At 63.9% G+C, this 18,089-nt stretch carries 27 protein-coding genes and 1 pseudogene; 21 read left to right on the plus strand and 7 right to left on the minus strand.

Features of this window, described 5'->3' with window-relative positions:
• Positions 1–133: 133 nt before the first annotated feature.
• On the minus strand, positions 134–493 hold the full coding sequence (locus ACE10W_RS04940; RefSeq protein ID WP_375762535.1) for a response regulator transcription factor: 360 nt from the start codon (positions 491–493) through the stop codon (positions 134–136).
• A gap of 347 nt (positions 494–840) precedes the next feature.
• On the opposite strand from ACE10W_RS04940, the gene ACE10W_RS04945 reads away from it, so the two are divergent.
• From ACE10W_RS04945 to ACE10W_RS04955, 3 genes are read left to right on the plus strand one after another with little or no spacing between them, the layout of a single operon-like run.
• A complete protein-coding gene (locus ACE10W_RS04945; protein ID WP_080133286.1) occupies positions 841–1,062 on the plus strand; it encodes a hypothetical protein in 222 nt (73 codons plus the stop codon).
• A 14-nt stretch (positions 1,063–1,076) separates the two neighbouring features.
• On the plus strand, positions 1,077–1,322 hold the full coding sequence (locus ACE10W_RS04950) for a hypothetical protein (RefSeq protein ID WP_375762536.1): 246 nt from the start codon (positions 1,077–1,079) through the stop codon (positions 1,320–1,322).
• A gap of 48 nt (positions 1,323–1,370) precedes the next feature.
• On the plus strand, positions 1,371–1,838 hold the full coding sequence (locus tag ACE10W_RS04955; RefSeq protein WP_375762537.1) for a hypothetical protein: 468 nt from the start codon (positions 1,371–1,373) through the stop codon (positions 1,836–1,838).
• 66 nt (positions 1,839–1,904) lie between these two features.
• On the opposite strand, the gene ACE10W_RS04960 is transcribed toward ACE10W_RS04955, so the two are convergent.
• The 3 genes and pseudogenes from ACE10W_RS04960 to ACE10W_RS04970 form a co-directional block, all read right to left on the minus strand.
• On the minus strand, positions 1,905–2,135 hold the full coding sequence (locus ACE10W_RS04960; protein WP_375762538.1) for a hypothetical protein: 231 nt from the start codon (positions 2,133–2,135) through the stop codon (positions 1,905–1,907).
• An 80-nt stretch (positions 2,136–2,215) separates the two neighbouring features.
• Positions 2,216–2,453, minus strand: a pseudogene (locus ACE10W_RS04965) (hypothetical protein).
• Positions 2,446–2,709, minus strand: a complete 264-nt coding sequence (locus ACE10W_RS04970; RefSeq protein ID WP_375762539.1) for a hypothetical protein — start codon at positions 2,707–2,709, stop codon at positions 2,446–2,448. Before ACE10W_RS04970 ends, ACE10W_RS04965 begins: the two are co-directional and overlap by 8 nt.
• 133 nt (positions 2,710–2,842) lie before the next feature.
• Between ACE10W_RS04970 and ACE10W_RS04975 the strand changes: the two genes are divergently transcribed.
• From ACE10W_RS04975 to ACE10W_RS05020, 10 genes are all read left to right on the plus strand, one after another.
• Entirely contained in the window at positions 2,843–3,772 is a 930-nt protein-coding gene (locus ACE10W_RS04975) for a Ku protein (protein ID WP_375762540.1), read from the plus strand.
• Positions 3,773–3,824: 52 nt separating this feature from the next.
• Positions 3,825–4,076, plus strand: a complete 252-nt coding sequence (locus ACE10W_RS04980; RefSeq protein ID WP_375762541.1) for a hypothetical protein — start codon at positions 3,825–3,827, stop codon at positions 4,074–4,076.
• 364 nt (positions 4,077–4,440) lie between these two features.
• Positions 4,441–5,901 (plus strand): glucan biosynthesis protein G, encoded by a 1,461-nt coding sequence (locus tag ACE10W_RS04985; protein ID WP_375762755.1) that lies wholly within the window; start codon positions 4,441–4,443, stop codon positions 5,899–5,901.
• Entirely contained in the window at positions 5,889–8,009 is a 2,121-nt protein-coding gene (mdoH, locus tag ACE10W_RS04990; RefSeq protein ID WP_375762756.1) for a glucans biosynthesis glucosyltransferase MdoH, read from the plus strand. Before ACE10W_RS04985 ends, mdoH begins: the two co-directional genes overlap by 13 nt.
• A 270-nt stretch (positions 8,010–8,279) precedes the next feature.
• Positions 8,280–8,471, plus strand: a complete 192-nt coding sequence (locus tag ACE10W_RS04995; RefSeq protein WP_375762542.1) for a hypothetical protein — start codon at positions 8,280–8,282, stop codon at positions 8,469–8,471.
• A gap of 127 nt (positions 8,472–8,598) precedes the next feature.
• A complete protein-coding gene (locus ACE10W_RS05000) occupies positions 8,599–9,009 on the plus strand; it encodes a hypothetical protein (protein ID WP_375762543.1) in 411 nt (136 codons plus the stop codon).
• A gap of 281 nt (positions 9,010–9,290) precedes the next feature.
• Positions 9,291–9,491 (plus strand): hypothetical protein, encoded by a 201-nt coding sequence (locus tag ACE10W_RS05005; protein WP_375762544.1) that lies wholly within the window; start codon positions 9,291–9,293, stop codon positions 9,489–9,491.
• Positions 9,492–9,507: 16 nt separating this feature from the next.
• Positions 9,508–9,912, plus strand: a complete 405-nt coding sequence (locus ACE10W_RS05010) for a hypothetical protein (protein ID WP_375762545.1) — start codon at positions 9,508–9,510, stop codon at positions 9,910–9,912.
• 88 nt (positions 9,913–10,000) lie between these two features.
• Positions 10,001–10,210, plus strand: a complete 210-nt coding sequence (locus tag ACE10W_RS05015) for a hypothetical protein (protein ID WP_375762546.1) — start codon at positions 10,001–10,003, stop codon at positions 10,208–10,210.
• Positions 10,211–10,342: 132 nt separating this feature from the next.
• Positions 10,343–11,371, plus strand: coding sequence for a glycosyltransferase family 4 protein (locus ACE10W_RS05020; RefSeq protein ID WP_375762547.1), 1,029 nt, complete (start codon positions 10,343–10,345; stop codon positions 11,369–11,371).
• 100 nt (positions 11,372–11,471) lie between these two features.
• Here the strand turns inward: ACE10W_RS05020 and ACE10W_RS05025 are convergent, their stop codons facing one another.
• Complete coding sequence (locus tag ACE10W_RS05025) at positions 11,472–11,699, minus strand: hypothetical protein (RefSeq protein WP_038383553.1); 228 nt, start codon at positions 11,697–11,699, stop codon at positions 11,472–11,474.
• A gap of 101 nt (positions 11,700–11,800) precedes the next feature.
• Entirely contained in the window at positions 11,801–12,052 is a 252-nt protein-coding gene (locus ACE10W_RS05030) for a hypothetical protein (RefSeq protein WP_375762548.1), read from the minus strand.
• Between the two features lie 293 nt (positions 12,053–12,345).
• On the opposite strand from ACE10W_RS05030, the gene ACE10W_RS05035 reads away from it, so the two are divergent.
• The 3 genes from ACE10W_RS05035 to ACE10W_RS05045 all read left to right on the plus strand — a co-directional run bounded on the left by ACE10W_RS05035 (position 12,346) and on the right by ACE10W_RS05045 (position 14,045).
• Positions 12,346–13,464, plus strand: a complete 1,119-nt coding sequence (locus ACE10W_RS05035) for a DUF1236 domain-containing protein (RefSeq protein WP_375762549.1) — start codon at positions 12,346–12,348, stop codon at positions 13,462–13,464.
• A gap of 24 nt (positions 13,465–13,488) precedes the next feature.
• Positions 13,489–13,806 carry a hypothetical protein gene (locus ACE10W_RS05040; RefSeq protein WP_375762550.1) on the plus strand — a complete coding sequence of 106 codons (318 nt, stop codon included), beginning with the start codon at positions 13,489–13,491 and terminating at the stop codon, positions 13,804–13,806.
• Between the two features lie 68 nt (positions 13,807–13,874).
• Positions 13,875–14,045: a hypothetical protein gene (locus ACE10W_RS05045; protein WP_375762551.1), complete on the plus strand. Its 171-nt coding sequence runs from the start codon at positions 13,875–13,877 to the stop codon at positions 14,043–14,045.
• A gap of 39 nt (positions 14,046–14,084) precedes the next feature.
• Here ACE10W_RS05045 and ACE10W_RS05050 read toward each other — a convergent pair whose 3' ends face one another.
• A complete protein-coding gene (locus tag ACE10W_RS05050) occupies positions 14,085–14,636 on the minus strand; it encodes a response regulator transcription factor (RefSeq protein WP_375762552.1) in 552 nt (183 codons plus the stop codon).
• 151 nt (positions 14,637–14,787) lie between these two features.
• Between ACE10W_RS05050 and ACE10W_RS05055 the strand changes: the two genes are divergently transcribed.
• The 5 genes from ACE10W_RS05055 (at position 14,788) to ACE10W_RS05075 (ending at position 17,899) form a co-directional block, all read left to right on the plus strand.
• Positions 14,788–15,738: a sensor histidine kinase gene (locus ACE10W_RS05055; RefSeq protein ID WP_375762553.1), complete on the plus strand. Its 951-nt coding sequence runs from the start codon at positions 14,788–14,790 to the stop codon at positions 15,736–15,738.
• A 300-nt stretch (positions 15,739–16,038) separates the two neighbouring features.
• On the plus strand, positions 16,039–16,425 hold the full coding sequence (locus tag ACE10W_RS05060) for a response regulator (RefSeq protein ID WP_375762554.1): 387 nt from the start codon (positions 16,039–16,041) through the stop codon (positions 16,423–16,425).
• A gap of 400 nt (positions 16,426–16,825) precedes the next feature.
• Positions 16,826–16,996, plus strand: coding sequence for a hypothetical protein (locus ACE10W_RS05065; RefSeq protein ID WP_375762555.1), 171 nt, complete (start codon positions 16,826–16,828; stop codon positions 16,994–16,996).
• A 101-nt stretch (positions 16,997–17,097) separates the two neighbouring features.
• The gene (locus ACE10W_RS05070; protein ID WP_375762757.1) at positions 17,098–17,565 is read left to right on the plus strand and encodes a hypothetical protein; all 468 of its coding nucleotides are present in this window, start codon (positions 17,098–17,100) and stop codon (positions 17,563–17,565) included.
• A 166-nt stretch (positions 17,566–17,731) separates the two neighbouring features.
• The gene (locus tag ACE10W_RS05075) at positions 17,732–17,899 is read left to right on the plus strand and encodes a hypothetical protein (protein ID WP_375762556.1); all 168 of its coding nucleotides are present in this window, start codon (positions 17,732–17,734) and stop codon (positions 17,897–17,899) included.
• The last annotated feature ends 190 nt before the right edge of the window (positions 17,900–18,089 follow it).

Consider the following 18,089-nt stretch of genomic DNA (forward strand, 5'->3'; position numbering starts at 1 on the left):
GGCGGAGGGCCCGTTGCGTCCGCCGGCGAAATGAGCACGATCAGCGTGCCCCCTGCCGTCTCTCGAATGTCCAGTGGCAGGTTGGCGGCCCGTGCCGCGCGAGCCACCCCGTGGCGAAAGCGAGCATCTGCCGTCAATTCGGCGAAGCTCGCCTGCCCATTCTCTTCACGGCCTTCACGATTTCCGCCGGATCATATGGCTTCTGCAGGAGCAGACTGCCCGATACAGGGCGCGGCGCGACGGGCGAGAAGCCGGTCGCGTATATCACGGCGAGCTCGGGATCCTGCTCGCGGCAGCGCTCGGCGATCTGCCAGCCGTCGACGCGTCCGGGCAGCCTGATGTCGGTGACGAGCACGTCGGCGACTCGTCTCCCGCACCATGCCAGCGCTTCCTCGCCATTGGCCGCATGGATCACTTCGTAGCCCTCCTCGCGCAGGGCCTCCACCACGAGCTCGCGGATGAGGGGGTCGTCCTCGACGACGAGTATTCGCACCGGCGGCTCCTCGAAACCTAAAACTCACATCAGTCTGCGAACGGCCGAAAGTTTTGGCCGTTCCATCGCGCGCCTTGCGTCGAGCGCACCTCTGGCTGGCGATCGCAAAGGCGGAGGAGGCCTTCGATCGAGCGAGGCGGGCGCATTAAGAAAGAGCGGCCGCTATCGAGAGCGATCTGGCACAGCGGACCAGGGTGAGCAGGCGCGCCAGGTGTGTGGTCGGCGACGGATGAATGGGAAGTTCCGGTCCTGCGAACCGGGCATTCCGCGACCAACGGCTGCCCGAACGGAACGGCGATCCTCCATGCGACTTGATTCTCCGAAGTGTCTCAACTCGGAGAACGATTATGAAAACGATCTTGACCATCACCTGCCTGTCCGTACTCGCCTTGGCGTCGCCGGCGCAAGCCAAAGGATGCATCAAGGGCGCCATCGTCGGCGGCGTCGCCGGCCACATGGCGGGCCATGGCAAGCTGGGCGCTGCGGCGGGATGCGCGGTCGGACATCACGAAGCGAACAAGCAGAACCCGAACAATTCGAACGCCCAAGCTCCATCGGGGCAGAAGTAGCGCGGCCACGCGCGATGAAGATCAGATCGCATTCCGAGAGCCACATCGTCGAGCTTGAGGATGGCTCGCGCTGGCAGGTCTTCCCTGGCGATCTCGATCTGACGCTGAACTGGAAGCCCGAGACGGAAATCGTCGTCATGCCAACTGACGATGATCTGAGTTCTCACGTGCTGGTCGGCGGAGACACAAAGGTCCGCGTGATCGCGGACGGCGAAAGCTGGGCGGTACGTGAGGTCAAGTCGGCGTTGAAGGAAGGGTAAGGACCGGGCTCCGCCGGTTCAGCGGAACGAGATCCGGAGGGACGCGCGATGAAAGCAATGATGGTGGCTCTTGCCTTGGCACTCGCTGCCTCGACATCGGCGGTCTCGGCGCAACCGCTGAGATGGACCAGGTACACCATTCCGCAGACCGGCACCTCGGTGGATTTCCCTTCCTCGATCTTCACGGAAGAAGCCGGCCGACCCGGCGGGTACGGGCAACGATTCCGCACCGCAGACGGCCGCGCCGATCTCACGATCCAGGCCGCGCCCAACCTCGCGAACGATTCACCCGCGGCCTTTCTCGCGAAGAAGCACCCGCCTTCCCGCATCCAGTACAAGCGGGTGACACCGCGCTTCTTCGCAGTTTCCAGCTACAAGGGCGACAAGGTTTGGTACGACCGGTGCAACTTCTCGGAGCGGCTGGTTCATTGCGTGCTGATCAACTATCCCGCCGAAGAAGAGCAAGCCTGGGACGACGTCGTCACCCGCATGAGCCTGTCCCTCAGCGGCAAGTAGGTGATCCCACCTTCTCCGGCGGAGAGCGATCCTGTGCGTCGCCGGCCTGAGGTCTTGCGTGAGCGATCACGCGGTGTCCTCGACTCGATCGCAGCCGACCCACTCGCGTCGGCGTGCGTAGAACGTCCAATCGACCCTGCAATCGAAGAAGGTCTGCCGGTCCACAAACGGCGCGCTAGGCAACTCCACCGGCGTCACTTTCACGGCCCCGATCGCGGCCGCCGCCGGCATGGCGGTACAGGCCGCAGTGGCGGCGGCGCCAGCGAGGAGATTGCGGCGGGTGGGTTTGTGCGGCATCACTGCTTTCCAAGGTGCGAAGGCGGCGCGGAAGGCCGCTCGGCGGACCACCACCCGCAATCTCCGCGTTACCTAGCGCATCATAGCGCGCTGAGATCGTCCGGCACGTCACCGAACTTCCGGATCAGCTTGGCGTCGCTGAAGTCGCCGCTGGATGGATCCCCGGTCCGCGAGAAAGCGATGGCGCCAGCATGGCCCGGCTTGCGGGAGAGCGCCTCCGCGCGCATCACCGCTCAGGCATTCTGCCGGGTCCCCGGCGGCCACGCCGTCGTCGGAGAAAACGAACGGTAGAGCGACGTAGTAGGTCACCTCAGCCATCTGCCTCATCCTTGTGTTGTCGCGCTCCTGGAAGCCGTCCCCGGGCGTAGCCCGTCGAGACCTTCTTCCGGAGCGCGTCGAGCTGGGCCTCGAGAAAGTCGTTGGCCACGATCAGCGCCTTCACCGCCTCCCGGGCGTCGCCACCGCAGGCCGCGATCGCCTCGTTGGCGGCGAGCTCGAGGTCGCTCTCAAGGGCTCGGTCTGGTCGGAGGCAGCTTTCATCGGATTGTGTTCCCGTTTCGTTCCTGCGAGTCAAGAGCCTCTCTCCCAAATTCCCTTGGCGCAGCCGTCGGCACCGGATGAATCTCGGGGATGGTGACTGGCGTGTCGGAACCGGCCCCCATCGTTCGTCTTGAATCCAGGCCGCCTCGAACCGGAGTTCTGCGTACATGGCCCCCCGAGCCAATTGGAAAGGCTTCCTGAGACTGTCGCTCGTCACCTGTCCGGTCGCGCTCTATCCGGCCACCTCCGAGAGCGAGAAGATCTCGTTCAACCAGCTCAACCGGCAGACCGGCCATCGGATCAAGTATCTGAAGGTCGACGCCGACACCGGCGACGAGGTGCCGAACGAGGACATCGTCAAGGGCTACGAGCTCGACAAGGGCCAGTACATCGAGGTGACCAAGGACGAGCTCGAGGAGATCGCGCTGGAATCCACGCGCACCATCGAGATCGACGAGTTCGTCGACAAGGCCGACATCGACCCGCGCTACCTGATCCGCCCCTACTACCTGCGTCCGGACGGCAAGGTCGGGCACGACGCTTTCGCGGTGATCCGCGAGACCATCCGCGAGATGGACAAGGTCGCGATCGGGCGGGTGGTGCTGACCAACCGCGAGCACATCATCGCGCTCGAACCGATGGACAAGGGGCTGGTGGGTACGCTGGTGCGCTATCCGTATGAGGTGCGTAGCGAGCAGGAATATTTCGAAGACATCCAGGACGTGAAGCTGACAAAGGACATGCTCGACCTCGCTAGGCACATCGTGAACCAAAAGGCGGGGCGGTTCGAGCCTGAGAAGTTCGAGGATCACTACGAGAGCGCTCTGGTCGAGCTCATCAATCAGAAGCGGGCTGGCAAGGTCATCCGCCCGAAGGAGCGACCGAAGGGCGAGAACGTCGTCGATCTGATGGACGCGCTGCGCAAGAGTGTGGGCGGCGCTGCGGCCGAGGTCGCCACGTCGAAAAAGCCCGCGAGGAAACCGAAGAAGGCCTCGGCCGGCCAGAAGGAAATGCTGATGCCGATCGCCGGCAAGAAGCCCGCAAAGGAGGTGGCCGCGAAGAAGCCGGCGGCGGGGGCCCGGCGGAAGTCGGCCTAGGAACCGAGACGCGGGAGGCCGGTTTCTGTGGCGGCCACTGTGGGAGGTTCGCATGGATATGAAAGAGTCGTCGGCGATGACGGAGGCCTCTGGATTGACGGACGAGCAGGGCGACCTCGAGCGGGCTTCGGTGGACCGGTCGAACACGGAGACCGGGTTCGCGGACGGCAGGGCAACCCCGCCAACTTCGCAAGATGCAGCGGTGCGCTGGGCCGAGCGATTGCGCGAAGTCACCGTGAAAGCTCCGCTGCAGTCGCTCCTTGTCGCGTTCCTGCTCGGCATCTGGTTTGCTCGTCGCCGTTAGAGACTGCCCATGAGGACGCGATCGCAGGGCCTGGACCGGCAGCGCGGACCGGACTGCCGAGATACCGTTGATCTGGCGCAAGTGTCCGGCGTCGAAGCAGTCGGCTGACCAGGTCCAGCGGGGCGAGCCGAATTCCAGGAAGGCTCGCCTGGAAGAGGCGCGCCGGGCCGCAGAAGAGTACGCCAAAGATCTCCGGGAGATCATCAGGAGGCTCCGCGACCGTTTGCGTAATTGAGCCTGCAGGCGCGTCATCAATGATGGCCGCGCGGTGGAACTCGCTCGCTTGGCGGCCGTTGCATGGCCGCGGCAGCAGTAGCGGGTAGGAGAACACGTGAACCGACGGCAACTTGTTCAAGGGTCGGCGTTGCTGCTCGCCTCGCGCAGCGGTTACGCCGCCGCGTCAGATGACGCGTTTGGGGCGTCCACGGTCAGGGACTTGGCCCGTGCGCTGGCCGGCAAACCGTACGAGGCGCCGGATGAGAAGCTCCCGAGCGGATTGAAGGACCTCGACTACGATCAGTACCGTTCGATCCGCTTTTTGCCCGAGCGCGCGCTCTGGCGCGGCAAGAACCTTCCGTTCGAGGCGCAGTTCTTCCATCGCGGCTTCTTCTACAAGAACAGGGTGACCATCTTCGAGGTCGCTGACGGCAAGGCCACCGAGCTCAAGTACCGCAAGACCGACTTCTCCTTCGGCGATAAGGTCCCCGCGTTCGAGGACGCCGATCTCGGTTTCGCGGGCTTTCGCGTCCACGCCCCCATGAACCGTCCCGACTATTACGACGAGGTCTGCGTCTTCCTCGGCGCGAGCTACTTCCGCGCGGTGGCCAAGGGACAGACCTACGGGCTCTCGGCGCGGGGACTTTCGATCGATACCGGGGAAGCCAAGGGAGAGGAATTTCCTCTGTTCAAGGCTTTCTGGCTCGAGCGGCCGGCGCCGGGCGCGACCTCGATGGTGATCCATGCCCTGCTCGACAGCAAAAGCTGCGCAGCGAGCTACAGATTCACGCTGCGCCCGGGCGACACGACGGTATTCGACGTCGAGATGTCGGTCTACCCGCGCGTCGAGATGCAGCGGGCCGGACTCGCGCCCATGACCAGCATGTTCTTCTACGGTCCGAACGACCGCAACGACATCGACGATTTCCGCCCCTCGGTCCATGATTCCGACGGCCTTGCGATCTTCAACGGGAAGGGGGAAAGCCTCTGGCGGCCGCTTAGCAATCCGCGAGACCTCCAGATCAGCACGTTCCAGGATCTCAATCCGCGGGGCTTCGGACTGATGCAGCGGGAGAGAAACTTCTTCGCCTACCAGGACATCGAGTCCAGCTTCGAGAAACGTCCCAGTCTCTGGATGGAGCCGATCGGTGATTGGGGCGAAGGCGGCGTCACGCTGTTCGAGATTCCGACCAAGGAAGAGGTGCACGACAACATCGCCGCATTCTGGCGGCCCAAGAATCCGCTGCAGGCCAAGGGCGAACACAACTATACCTATCGGCTGCATTGGGGTCCGGATAGCCCGAAGCCGCATTCGCTGGCCCGCTTCACGCGGAGCGGGATAGGGGCGCGGGGCGAGGACATCCGCCTCTTCGTCCTCGATCTGATCGGTGAGAACCTGAAGGGCATAGATCCTTCCGGCGTCAAAGGCGTCGTGACGGCGGAAAAATCCGAGGTGAAGAACATCGTCACGCAGCCCAATCCGTACACCGGCGGTTGGCGGCTGAGCTTCCAGTGCCAGGTGAAGGGAGAGCCGATCGAGCTGCGGGCGTTTCTGACCGAAGGCGACAAGCCGTTGTCGGAAGTCTGGGTCTACCGATGGGCACCCTGAACGCGGCGCCGCGCCCGGTCGCCGGCGATCTCGCGACGCAGCGCTTGCTGCCGCGCGAGTCGCCCCTCCCGATGGCTCCCGGCGACCTCGGAAAGAAAGGGGTACCCGACCGCGTTCCCGCGCCGGCTGCACCCGCGATGGCCTGGCGACGCGGCCTCATCCTGCTCGCGACGGCGGCGCTCACGGGTGCCGGCGGCTATGAGATGTATCGCGTGCTGGAGGTCGGCGGCGTCACCGTCCTCGAAGCCATGGTGCTGGCGCTCTTTCTGGTCCTGCTCGCCTGGGTCGCCTTCTCGTTCGCATCCGCGCTGGCCGGCTTCTGCGTGCTACTGGCTCATCGTTCGGGCGCCTTCGCGCCGGAGGCGGAGCTGCCTGCGATCGCAAGCCGCACCGCCATGCTGCTTCCCACCTACAACGAGGACCCCCACCAATTGACGGCCCGGCTGCGCGCGATCATCGAGTCGTTGGAAGCGACGAACCATGGAGAGCTGTTCGACTGGTACGTTCTGAGCGACAGCACCGATCCGGACATCTGGGTCGCCGAAGAAAAGGCGCTGCTCGCATTGCGGCAGGCCGTCGGAACATCACGGCTGTACTATCGCCACCGCTCCGACAACACGGCGCGCAAAGCCGGCAACATCTCGGAGTGGATCACGCGGTTCGGCGCCGTCTACGACTTCATGATCGTGCTCGACGCCGACAGTCTGATGAGCGGGCAGACCATCGTCCGATTGGTCCATGCCATGGAGACCAATCCCACCGCCGGCCTCGTCCAGTCTCTGCCCCTGATCGTCAATGCGCGAAGTCTGTTCAGCCGCGTCCAGCAATTCGCGGGACGGTTATACGGACCGATGATCGCCGCCGGCGTCGCCTGGTGGCACGGCTCCGAGGGCAATTACTGGGGCCACAACGCGATCATCCGGGTGAAGGCGTTCGCCGAAGCGGCGGCGCTGCCGCAGCTGCGGGGGCCCAAGCCGTTCGGCGGGCACATCCTCAGCCACGATTTCGTCGAGGCCGCGCTGATGCGGCGCGCCGGGTGGGGCATCTACATGCTGCCGATGCTCGGCGGAAGCTTTGAGGAGGTGCCGCCTTCGCTGCTCGATTTCGCCGCGCGCGACCGGCGCTGGTGCCAGGGCAATCTTCAGCATCTCGCTGTGGTGCCTGCACGCGGTCTCCATTGGCTGTCCCGCCTACATTTCATGGTAGGCATCGGGGCCTATCTGACGGCGCCACTGTGGCTGCTGTTCCTGCTGCTGGGGATGCTTATCTCGCTGCAGGCGCGCTTCGTGCGTCCGGAGTATTTTCCGAAGGGCTTCTCGTTGTTTCCGACCTGGCCGGCCCAGGATCCGGTGCTGGCCATCTGGGTGTTCGTCGCCACCATGGGGCTGCTGCTGTTGCCGAAGCTGCTCAGCCTGCTCCTCGTCTGGATGCGGGGCTCGGAGCGGCGCCAATTCGGCGGGGCATTGCGAACCTCGGCCGGAGTTTTCGCAGAGATCGTCGTGTCGGCGTTGATGGCGCCTGTGATGATGATCTTCCAGTCGATCGCGGTCGTGGAAATACTGTCCGGCCGCGATGCGGGCTGGCAGACACAAAGACGCGACGATGGCACGGTGGAGCGCCGCGAACTCTATCGGAAGTACGGGCTCCCGACCTTGTGCGGCGTTGCGATGGCGGCAAGCGCCTACGCCGTTTCGCTTCCCCTTCTGCTTTGGATGTCGCCCGTCATCGTTGGGCTGCTGTTCGCGGTCCCCATCGGGGCGCTGACGGCCAGACCTGCGTCCGGCAAACTGTTCGCCACCCCTGAGGACAGAGAGCCGCCTCCCGTCTTACGCCGGGCCAACGAATTGAGCGCGTCGGCGGACGTCGGGTTCAGACCCGCGTTGGTAGAACTGCGCGCAGATCCTGCGCTGCTGGCCTTCCACCTGGCGCAGCTCCCACCACCTCGCGCCGCCAGGCCGGACACGGTCGATGCGAACCTGGCGGTCGGCCGCGCCAAGGTTGATGCGAGCGAGACTTTCGAAGAGGCCGCAGAGCATCTGTCCTCGCGGGAAGTTTTCTCGATATTGAACGACGGCTCGGGGCTCTCGACCGTGCTGCAGAAGCGATGAGGGTTTGGCTTGGCGGGCACTTAAGGAGTAGCGAGGGGACGCAGCTTGGTCGAGAGACCGAGAACTCGCGCGGGCGCGTCCTCAACTCCGTGAGCCTTTCAGAGGGAGCGCCGAACACCGCGGACCCGGACACCGGGCCTTGCGATCCGCTTTCGGCGACCTCCACGTCCGTGGGAACAAATCCTATCGAGGTCGGCTTGATGCCGGGCGCAATCTCGCGCGGGAGGATTTTCGGTGAAGAAGCTTGGGTGGACAACGGCAGTATTGACTATGACGATGCTCGGCGGCGCGCAAGTCGCTTCGGCAAGATTGGGCATGGCGCCCATGGCGACGCAGGACGAGAGCGTGATCCAGGTGAAGGGCGGTCATGGTCACGGCGGAGGCCACCGCGGATGGCACGGCAATCGCGGCCACCACTACGGTTGGTACATCGGTCGCGGCAACCGGCGGCACCATCATTGAGATCGGCTGATGGCATCCGCCGGTACTCCGGCGGATGCTATCTCTCTGCGGGTCACTGATCGCAGCGGCCCGCTCTTCCGATCCGGCCCCCGCCGATACCTGATTTCTCATTTGCGAGCGACCGTACATGCCGATCGTGCGTTATTTCCTCTTCGTCGGCGGGCTGCTGCTGGCGTTGCTTTTCGCCGCGGATCAGTACCTCCCGGATCCCGGCGGGCGCGCGAGCCCGTCCGATCCCGACAGGACTATCATCCGGATCGCCTCGGCGAGGAGCCTTCCGGAGAAGATCGTGTTCGACACGTCTCAGCGCGCCGATTTGCCGACGATTGCGCAGGCTGAGCCGCTCCCTGAAGAACCCCGGCAGCAAGTGCGAGAAGCCATGGCCGCAACGAATGTGGAACTGGCCGCTGAGGTGAAGAAAGGGGCGGCCGGGCGGGTCTCCCCAGCGGCCCGCCCGCATCCGAAGCGCTCGGCGAAGCTGCAGAAAAGGACACCCGACCGGCGTCTCGCCTTCGAGCGGGTCGATCCATGGTGGTGAATGCCGGCACCGGCGAGAGCAGCTCATTTCAAGTCGACAACGGCCGCCTCTAAGGCGCAGCCCTTGGCCGCATCACGCGCCAGCACCTCCGCTGGCCGGGGCGAGGGACCGCCAGCTTGCTCGAAAGCATCGACTACAAGACGAAGGCGTTAGGTTGGATTCAGGTCATGCTGCGTCGCGGAAGCGTAAGAGATTATCGCCTGATGTGGCAGGGTTAACTTTGTTGAATTCGCTGCGGAGCGTCCTGCAGTAGTTTAATTCTTCTTGCGTTGGGGGCTCCCATGTTCGATCCGGCCACGACCGCGATCTTGCGCGTCGTTTTCGACGAGGTCTGCGAAGACGTCTCGCGGTATGACACCGCGGCACGCACCCACGTGGCGTCGAGGATTCTGGAAGCGGCTACCAACGGTGACGTCTCGCCCGAGAGGCTCAAGCAAGTCGGACACGAGGCCCTCCACGACGCGCCCACGACGTGGCGATAAGGGGGAGGAAGGCGGGGTGAACTTCCAGGTCACTGTGCTCAAGATCCTGGTGAGCTATCCCGACGGGTTTGCCGTCATGGCGGACCTCAAGCGCGATATGGCGATTCTGGCGACGAGCGGGCGCGACTGGGCCGAGCGGACAAAACGTCTTGCGGCTCGCGTGCCCACTCTCGACATCTTCTCGCAAGGTCTGGTCGAGCGTCGGAACGGCGGGTGGCGGATCACCGAGAAGGGCCGCGCCTTGCTCGAGTTCATGGAAGCGAAGCCTGGCGAGATGCGGACGGAGAGCTCTGCGCCCGCAGCGGAGACTTCGGCTACACACCAGGCGTCCCCACTTCTGGCCGCCAGGCGCTCGGGCCGAAGCGAACGTCTGAAGCGCCGCCGCGCAGCACGCGAGCGAGCCCGCGCCAAAGCGAGCTGACGCGCCTATCCGGGCGACCGGGAAAAATCGGAAACATTGCCCAACGCTTCGAGTTGCCAGCGACAGGATTGGCCGCGGGAGCGTGAAGATGGTCGACGAAGTCGTTCTGAGGAGCGCCACCGAAACAGCTTGGTCTGTCTACCGGGCGCACCACCCTGAGGTCGACCCGCAGGACAGCAGGTGCTGCCTTCTCGAGCGCCATCTGCAAAGGCGAGGAGAAGACCGCGAGAGCGATACCGAAGAACTCGCCGGCTTCGGGATTGCCGACCTGCACAGATTTTTTCGGGACGGATGTTAAGGACCATCAAAATGCTCGTCGCGCGCGTAGCTCGCGGAAGCACAAGGCCATCTTGGACGCTGCTCGCGATTTCCTTTCTCATCTCCGCGGTCGTCGTGATCGGCTTGCGTCTCACGTTCGGAGGCTAGGTCGATGCGCATCGCCCAGCTTGCGCCGTTGGCCGAGAGCGTTCCGCCGAAACTTTACGGCGGGACGGAGCGCGTGATCGCTTGGCTGGTGGACGAGCTGGTCGGTCTCGGGCACGACGTCACCCTGTTCGCGAGCGGGGATTCTACGACGAAGGGCAGGCTTCACGCGGTGTGGCCGCGCGCGCTGCGCTTGGGGCGGAAAGGCGTCGATGCGAACGCCGCTTGTGCGCTCCTGATCGAGGCCATCGCCAAGCGCGCTGCCGAATTCGACGTGATCCACTCCCATGTCGACTGGTTGCCACTGCCCGTCCTGAGCCGCACCGGCGTACCGTTTCTGACGACCATGCATGGCCGACTCGACCTTCCAGGCTTGTCCGACGTGATCGGGGCTTTCCCTCACGCCCCCCTCGTCTCCATCTCCGACAACCAGCGCCGGCCTCTCCCTGAGGCGAACTGGGTGGCGACGATTCCGCATGGGCTGCCAAAAGAGCTGCTCCGTCCCTCCTACAAAGCCGGGTCGTACCTGGCCTTTCTCGGGCGGCTGACGGCGGAGAAAGGGCCGGAAGCTGCAATGCGCATCGTCCGCGCTGTCCGGATGCCGCTCCGGATCGCGGCCAAGATTCCTCGCGCGGAGACGGCTTACTTCAAGAAGAAGCTCGAGCCTGAGATCGACGGCGATAACATCCAGTTGGTCGGCGAGGTTGACGAAGTCCGCAAACAACCGTTCCTCGCGGGCGCCGCCGCGTTGCTCTTTCCGATCGATTGGCCCGAGCCCTTCGGCCTGGTGATGATCGAGGCGATGGCATGCGGGACGCCCGTGATCGCCTACCGGTCCGGATCGGTGCCGGAAGTCGTGGAGGAAGGCGTCACCGGCTTCATCGTGGACGGCGAGGAGCAGGCGATCGAGGCAATCAAAAAAGTCGTCCACTTGGATCGACGAAAAGTCCGCGCCCGGTTCGAGGAACGATACGTCGCGAGCCGGATGGCGAGGGAATATGAAGAACGATATCGCGCGCTGGTCGCTGCCAGGTAACGCCGCCGCAGGAATCGTTCGGCCGAAACGAAACGGCCCGCCCGGCGTGCCGGACGAGCCGCTAGTCAAAATGGCTTGTTGGAACAGAGCCGCCGAGCGATCACTGCTCGGTGCAGACCTTCGTGGTCTTCACGGCGGACTCGGCCTCCGTCTTGGTCTTGTAGACGCCATCGCCAACGACCGTCGTGGTGGTCGTCGTCGGCTTGGTGTCGACGACGGTGCACTTCTTGGTGGTCGCGTCGCGAACGATGTAGAACTCGGCGGCGCTGGCGGCCTGGGTGCCGAGAGCGAAAGCGGCGAGCGCGCCGCAAACAATCAACTTCTTCATGGTGTCCTCCTAGAGCAGTCCATAAGTTGTCACTGCTAACGAGGCGGGCACGGCCGAAGTTCCACTTTTTCCCGGTTAAGGCGCCACGAAGCGAAGAGCTTTCAGGTGGCCCGCTTACCCCCGTCGATGACCTGAAATCGCGGACTGGCCAGCTTGTCTGGCGGCACCATGACCGGCGCGAAATCCGCGTCCTGTCGTTGGGCGCGTTTGCAATTGGGGCAGACGAAGAGGTGCGCGATCATCGTCGAGGGAGTGTCCCGAACGAGCTCGGATCGAAACCACCGCATGGCTATACGGCAATTGGGGCAGGTCGGGTTGTCGACTTGCCCCAGGGAATCCTTCAGTCGTTTCATCGGCCGCCCCCGCCGCTTTGTGTTGGGTAAGTGGTAGCAGCTCGGGCGGCGAGGGAAAGTATAAAAAGATACACAACAAGCCGGCATGCCCCAGTGACACGCGCGCCCGAGCATCAGATCGGCGCCGCGTGGGACGCCGTCATGGTTAACGTTCGCTTGCCATTCCGCGAAGCGGCATCTCCAGTCTTGGGAGAAATCCGAAGCCTCGATCTCGCGTAATTGCCGAATTTTCCCGGTTCGGAACCGAAGGCCGCGCCAAGGGTTGATCGGCGTCCATATTAGGGAGGTTTCAGATGAACAAGCGTTTATTCTTGGCCACGACCGCTGCGATCGCCATCGCCACTTCGGCGTTCGCGCAGTCTTCTCCGAGCACGTCGAGCTCCAACCCGTCCGCGACGCAGCGTCAGCAGGATTCCAACTCGACGACGTCGCCGTCGTCTTCGGCGTCGACCCCCTCCAGCGCCTCTTCGGGATCGCAGACCAATCCTTCGACGAATTCCGCGCAGACGCAGTCTCCGTCCTCGACCGGCCAGACCGCGGCAGGCCAGTCGTCCAATTCCGGCAGCGGCACCAACACGACGCAGGCGCCTGCCTCGAACAATTCGACGAACCAGGCCCAGACCAATCAGCCGTCGAACCAGTCCACGACGCCGTCCAACCAGGCGCAGACCAATTCGCCGTCGAGCACCAACAACCAGGCGCACAGCGCGAACCCGCCTTCCTCGAACACCAACCAGGCGCAGTCCCCGTCGGGGAGCGGTTCGACCAACGCGGCCCAGCAGCCGAACAATCAGCAGAACACCGCTGATCGATCGTCGTCGAATACCAACGTGAATGCGTCCGTGAACATCAACGACCAGCAGCGGACCCGCATCAGCGCGTCGATCTCGCACCTGAACTTGCAGCCGCTGACCAACGTGAACTTCTCGCTTTCTGAGGGCACCGTCGTCCCGCGCGACGTCCGCCTGCAGCCGCTGCCGGCCGAGGTCGTCGAGATCGTGCCGCAATACCGCGGCTACGACTTCGTGCTCGTGAAGGACGAGATCGTCATCGTCGAACCGTCCACCTACAAGATCGTGACGGTCCTGCCGTACTCCGGCCGCTCGACGGCCTCGGCCCCGGCGCGCACGGAGCAGCGCAAGGTCACCTTCAGCGATCGCGACCGCGAGGTGATCCGCAAGCACGCCAAGGTGCGCCCGGTCGTACGCGAGAAGCAGGTGACCACCGGCAGCACCGTCCGGACCGAGATCCGGACCGGGGAGCGCGTGCCGGAGGGCGTGGAGATCGAGGCCTTCCCGGAGGAGGTCTATCGGGATGCTCCGGCCCTTCGCGAGTACCGGTACATCAACCGGGACAGCCGCACCTACATCGTCGAACCCCATGAACGTCGCGTCATCGAAGAGATCGATTGATCTCGCAACTGAAGGAGAAGAACCATGAAGACCATTGTGCTGGGAGCGCTCACGGCGACCCTGATGGCGGCGTCCGCGAATGCCGCCCCGCTCGCGCCTGCGGCAGTCGCGTCCGCCGAGCTTGGCGGCGTCGAGCAGGTCCGCCTCGTCTGCGACGAGTACGGCCGCTGCTATCGGACCCGCGGCCCCCGCTATGTCCAGCGCTACTACGGCGACGACGACGGCTACGTCGTCCGCCGAAGCTACGGCTACTACGGCGGACCCGGCTACTACGACCGCGGCTACGGCTACTACGGCGGCGGGCCGAGCATCGGTTTCAGCTTCGGCACCCGGAGCTGGTAATTCCCCAGAAGGGGCCGCTCTCCGAGCGGCCCCTTCGACGTCATGCTCGCTTTCGCGGAGAAGAGAGATTGTCTGCTGTTGCGAAGCTCCTTAATCAGAAGGAGCAGCTGCTCGCGCGCCTCGACAACGATCCGGGCCCGAACGAGCGCGCCGAAATCCAGGCGTTGCTTGCGAAGATCGAGACGGCGTTGAAGTTGCTGGGCAGCCAGGACTCCGCTCCTGCCGCGACCGACGAATAGCGCCCCGCGAGCGATTTCTCTTTCGCTCTTCCCGAGGATCTACCAAGGATAAAGGCCCCAGCTCTGGGGGCTAGGGGGGTATGAGCTGGGGCCAGTACGGGGTTCGCCCCTGGGGCAGGGGCATTGGGAAAACTTGGCACTGACGCCTTCGTTCCTGCGCAGGGAAATTTGATCTGCGCGCAGCCACTGCTGAATCGGTGAAAGCACAGCAGCCGGCAAAACAGCTAAGCCGAGCGCGTCCCCCTTCGTCTGGCCGAGCTCCTCTACTATTCGAACTATCTCTTCCGGACGAAAGGGTTTCTGAACAATGCGGCTGCCGGGAACCGGACGTGGCGGGACGGGTGAGAAGCCAGTCGCGTAGATGACCGGCAAATTGGGACACTGCTCCCGGTAGCGTTCCGCGATCTGCCATCCATCGACCTTCCCGGGCAACCTGACGTCAGTCACCAGGACATCCGCGATGCGGCGGTTGCACCATGCCAGCGCCTCTTCGCCGGTGCTCGCGTGGATCACGTGATAGCCCGCATCGCGCAGCGCCTCGACGACGAACTCGCGGATCAGAGGGTCGTCCTCGACTAGAAGTATGCTCACTGCCGACTCTTGACGAAACGTATGGGTCTTTCGCATCGAACGGCGCAGTGGCTCGGTCGTTCCCCGCGTCAATGGCTCTTGCGGACGAGCGCGGCCGTCCGAAATCCATACCTCCAAGGAACAGCTGTCCGCGGCAGGTAGTTTTCAATTCATGAACAGGCTCTCCCCGCTAGTTCTGGAGCATCGGCTTCCGACCTTCGCCCGGTACGCCATCTCCGCGAGCGTCATGCTCGCCTGCGCGGTCTTGCAGATGGCGCTGCAGATGCAGACGGGCTCGCCGGGCTATTTTCTTCTACTCCCGGGCGTGTTTCTCTCCGGCCTGATCTTCGACCGCGGCTCCGGAATATTCGCAGCCATCATCGCCGTCGCCGTCGGCGCCTACATCAGCTATGCCGGCAGCATGAGTATCGACTATTTCGCGACGAATGCGCTCTTTGCGATCACCGCCGCCGGGACGGCCGCCGTCGCCGAATTCCAGCGTGCCGAACTGCGCCGGGTCGTCATGGCAGACAAGACGAAGGCCTTGCTGCTGCAGGAGATGGCTCACCGTACCAAGAACAACCTGACGATCCTCGGCGGCATGATCAGGCTGGAGGCGCGGCATGGAGGACAGGAGGTCGCGGCTGCGCTCGATGCTACCGCGCGCCGGCTGCAGGTGATGGCGGAGGTCTACGACCACCTGTCGGTCAAGCAGGACTCCCGCTCTGTCAACATGCGCTACTTCCTGAACGACGTCGTCGAGAAGGTCTTCCAGTCCTTGGCGCCGTCCGGGCCCGTCGCCTTCCAGGTGGTCTGTGGCGACTTTTTCCTGCCGCACAACCATGCCCTTGCGATCGGCATGATCGCGAACGAGCTCGTCACCAATTCCTTGAAGTACGCGTTTCCGGACGAGCGCGCGGGTCACGTCACGGTCACGCTTTCGAACACGCACAAGATTGAGCTGTCGGTTGCGGACAACGGCGTCGGTCTGGCGGATGGCCCCGCACCGGGCGGTCTGGGGTCGCGGATTGTACAGCTTCTCACGCAGCAGCTGGAAGGCGAGCTCACCTACGAGCGGCAGGATCCCGGACTATGCGTCCGGGTCCGCGCTAATCCTCTCTAGTTATGACGCGTGTTCTAGGACTCGCAATCGTTCAAGGAGGGACTTGAGGGAAGGCGGAAGCTCCTTGTCGACGCGCAACATCTGGCCAAGCCGTTCGCCGATCTCGGCTGCGATTGCGCGGCCAAGCGGGTCGTCGGGGCGGTCCGGGTTCCTCATCGAAGCCAGCTCCTCCTCGCCCTTATCAACGCTCGCGGCCGAAAAGCGTTGCGGGGCCGGCCTCTGAATGTTCACTTTTGAACAGTTCCAGGGAACCCGGTCGACTGCGGCTGCGTAGAATCGCCACCTATGGCGGGGCTCCCTGTGACCGAATCTCTCACCATCCTCGTGGCCGAGGACGACTACCTGATCCAGGAAATGCTGGAGGAGGCGCTGACTGAAGCCGGCTTCAGGCCGCAGATTCTGTCGTCGGCGGAAGAAGCGGCGACCGTTCTGAAAAGCGGCATCTACCAATTCCGGGCCCTCGTCACGGACGTGAACTTGAAGGGGAAGACGAGCGGTTGGGACCTCGCACGTCTTGTTCGGGAGCGGGATCCGGAGTTTCCTGTCATCTACATGACGGGCGCGGCCGCCGACCAATGGGCGAGCCTGGGAGTCCCCAAGAGCATTCTGCTCACCAAGCCCTTCGCGCCCGCGCAGCTCGTCACCGCCGTCTCGCAGCTTCTCAACATAGGATCCGCCCCTCTCTGAGGGAGCGGTTTTCGTGGGCTTCAGAGCAGAGCAACGAGAGCGACCATGGCGAGCAGACCGGCCGCGGTCACGCACCAGCATGACAGTTCAAGGAATCGCATACCCGCGCTCCCGCTCGAACTTCCTGCCCGCGCGGACGCTATACCCGGAACCGGACTTCGGGAACCGAAACTTTTTCATGCCTTCATGAATTCAGGATAGGGGCTGCAACGCGAGGCGCAGCGGATGTCCAGCATGCCTGTGGGCGACATGGTTCTCACGGTCGCCGTCATGACCATCGCGTTCGTCGGCGAAGTTGCGGTCTTTGCCCTCCTCGGAATCTTCTGAGTGAGGACGACGGCGCCGATAGAACGAGGCACGCCGGCGCACCACCTTGAAGAAGCCTGCTGGAGAACGTGCGATGTCGACGGTGGCGAACCTGCTTGCGCAAAAGCAACGGCTGCTCGAGCGACTGGAGAACGATCCGGGTCCGAACGAGTGCGATGAAATGGAGAGGCTGCTCGCCAAGATCGCGACCGCCCTGACGTGGCTCGAGTCCAACGACCGGGTCGAGGAAGACGGACCGCTGTAGCTCTTCGACAGACGGACTCCTTGGAACGCAGATAGTCGTTCCAGCTTTTCTCACGGCGCGACATGCAGCAAGCGCTCGGGAAGGTTTGGGAGGAGATTTCGATGAGAGTGACGGCACCGGCAATCGCATTTGCATTCGCCGTTTCAGCATCGGCCGTCTCGGCACAACCCGTCAGGTGGACCACATACAGCATCCCTCAGACCGGCACGTCGGTCGACTTCCCGTCCTCGATTTTCACCGAGGAGGCGGGCCGCCCGGATGGATATGGGCAGCGCTTCCGGACCGCCGACGGCCGGGCTGACATCACGATACAGGCCGCTGCCAACGTCGCCAACGATTCGCCGGCCGCCTTCCTCGCGAAAAAAGGTCCACCGTCGCGCATTCAGTACAAGCGGGTGACACCCCGCTTCTTCGCCGTCTCCAGCTACAAGGGGGACAAGGTCTGGTACGACCGCTGCAACTTCGCCGGCCGCATGGTTCATTGCGTGCTGATCAACTACCCTGCCAGCGAAGAGCACGACTGGGACGACATCGTCACGCGCATCAGCCTGTCGCTTCGCGGCAAGTAGTGGTCTGAAGCAGGATAAGGCTCTGATCGGATCGATCATGCCGGTTCCCACGCCCGACGCTCCACAAGACGGCCAGTCGATGGCAAGACTTCAGCCTTCAACGACCCCGGATCCCTACGGTCCGATCGCTGCGTGATCGTTTACCATCGTCGTGTATATTTCGTCGATGAACATCGAGTACGACCCAGCGCACGAGGCGGCCGCGGCGATGAAGCTCGCTGCGGAAGCCGTTGGAGTCGAACGGCAACGCTGGATCATGCTGGCGCTGGCCTGGCAGCAAATTGCCCGACGCCCGCGTCCGCCGCTCGACGTCAAGTCCGAAAAGGCGGCTTAGCCAGAGATACCGGCGTTCGGCTTTGGTCGTCGGCGCCGCTCCTCGCGCCGCGGTCAACCGCGCGCAGGGCCAGCGGCCGACGTCCGTATCGGTGCGATGCCTGGAGGGCTCGCGCCTCCGACCGCTTCTGCCTGCTCTCTTCCGTTCGGAGGGCAGCGTCTCAGGGATTCAGTACAAGACGAGAGACGGG

Origin of the sequence: Bradyrhizobium sp. B025 (assembly GCF_042257955.1) — a bacterium.
Lineage (GTDB): Bacteria > Pseudomonadota > Alphaproteobacteria > Rhizobiales > Xanthobacteraceae > Bradyrhizobium > Bradyrhizobium diazoefficiens.

What these genes read in the sequence shown, in the direction of transcription:
- ACE10W_RS04945 (WP_080133286.1), top strand. Translation starts at nt 841, where the DNA reads ATGAAAACGATCTTGACCATCACCTGCCTGTCCGTACTCGCCTTGGCG.
- ACE10W_RS04950 (WP_375762536.1), top strand. Translation starts at nt 1,077, where the DNA reads ATGAAGATCAGATCGCATTCCGAGAGCCACATCGTCGAGCTTGAGGAT.
- ACE10W_RS04955 (WP_375762537.1), top strand. Translation starts at nt 1,371, where the DNA reads ATGAAAGCAATGATGGTGGCTCTTGCCTTGGCACTCGCTGCCTCGACA.
- ACE10W_RS04960 (WP_375762538.1), bottom strand. Translation starts at nt 2,135, where the DNA reads ATGCCGCACAAACCCACCCGCCGCAATCTCCTCGCTGGCGCCGCCGCC.
- ACE10W_RS04975 (WP_375762540.1), top strand. Translation starts at nt 2,843, where the DNA reads ATGGCCCCCCGAGCCAATTGGAAAGGCTTCCTGAGACTGTCGCTCGTC.
- ACE10W_RS04980 (WP_375762541.1), top strand. Translation starts at nt 3,825, where the DNA reads ATGGATATGAAAGAGTCGTCGGCGATGACGGAGGCCTCTGGATTGACG.
- mdoH (WP_375762756.1), top strand. Translation starts at nt 5,889, where the DNA reads ATGGGCACCCTGAACGCGGCGCCGCGCCCGGTCGCCGGCGATCTCGCG.
- ACE10W_RS04995 (WP_375762542.1), top strand. Translation starts at nt 8,280, where the DNA reads ATGACGATGCTCGGCGGCGCGCAAGTCGCTTCGGCAAGATTGGGCATG.
- ACE10W_RS05000 (WP_375762543.1), top strand. Translation starts at nt 8,599, where the DNA reads ATGCCGATCGTGCGTTATTTCCTCTTCGTCGGCGGGCTGCTGCTGGCG.
- ACE10W_RS05005 (WP_375762544.1), top strand. Translation starts at nt 9,291, where the DNA reads ATGTTCGATCCGGCCACGACCGCGATCTTGCGCGTCGTTTTCGACGAG.
- ACE10W_RS05015 (WP_375762546.1), top strand. Translation starts at nt 10,001, where the DNA reads ATGGTCGACGAAGTCGTTCTGAGGAGCGCCACCGAAACAGCTTGGTCT.
- ACE10W_RS05020 (WP_375762547.1), top strand. Translation starts at nt 10,343, where the DNA reads ATGCGCATCGCCCAGCTTGCGCCGTTGGCCGAGAGCGTTCCGCCGAAA.
- ACE10W_RS05025 (WP_038383553.1), bottom strand. Translation starts at nt 11,699, where the DNA reads ATGAAGAAGTTGATTGTTTGCGGCGCGCTCGCCGCTTTCGCTCTCGGC.
- ACE10W_RS05030 (WP_375762548.1), bottom strand. Translation starts at nt 12,052, where the DNA reads ATGAAACGACTGAAGGATTCCCTGGGGCAAGTCGACAACCCGACCTGC.
- ACE10W_RS05035 (WP_375762549.1), top strand. Translation starts at nt 12,346, where the DNA reads ATGAACAAGCGTTTATTCTTGGCCACGACCGCTGCGATCGCCATCGCC.
- ACE10W_RS05040 (WP_375762550.1), top strand. Translation starts at nt 13,489, where the DNA reads ATGAAGACCATTGTGCTGGGAGCGCTCACGGCGACCCTGATGGCGGCG.
- ACE10W_RS05055 (WP_375762553.1), top strand. Translation starts at nt 14,788, where the DNA reads ATGAACAGGCTCTCCCCGCTAGTTCTGGAGCATCGGCTTCCGACCTTC.
- ACE10W_RS05065 (WP_375762555.1), top strand. Translation starts at nt 16,826, where the DNA reads ATGTCGACGGTGGCGAACCTGCTTGCGCAAAAGCAACGGCTGCTCGAG.
- ACE10W_RS05070 (WP_375762757.1), top strand. Translation starts at nt 17,098, where the DNA reads ATGAGAGTGACGGCACCGGCAATCGCATTTGCATTCGCCGTTTCAGCA.
- ACE10W_RS05075 (WP_375762556.1), top strand. Translation starts at nt 17,732, where the DNA reads ATGAACATCGAGTACGACCCAGCGCACGAGGCGGCCGCGGCGATGAAG.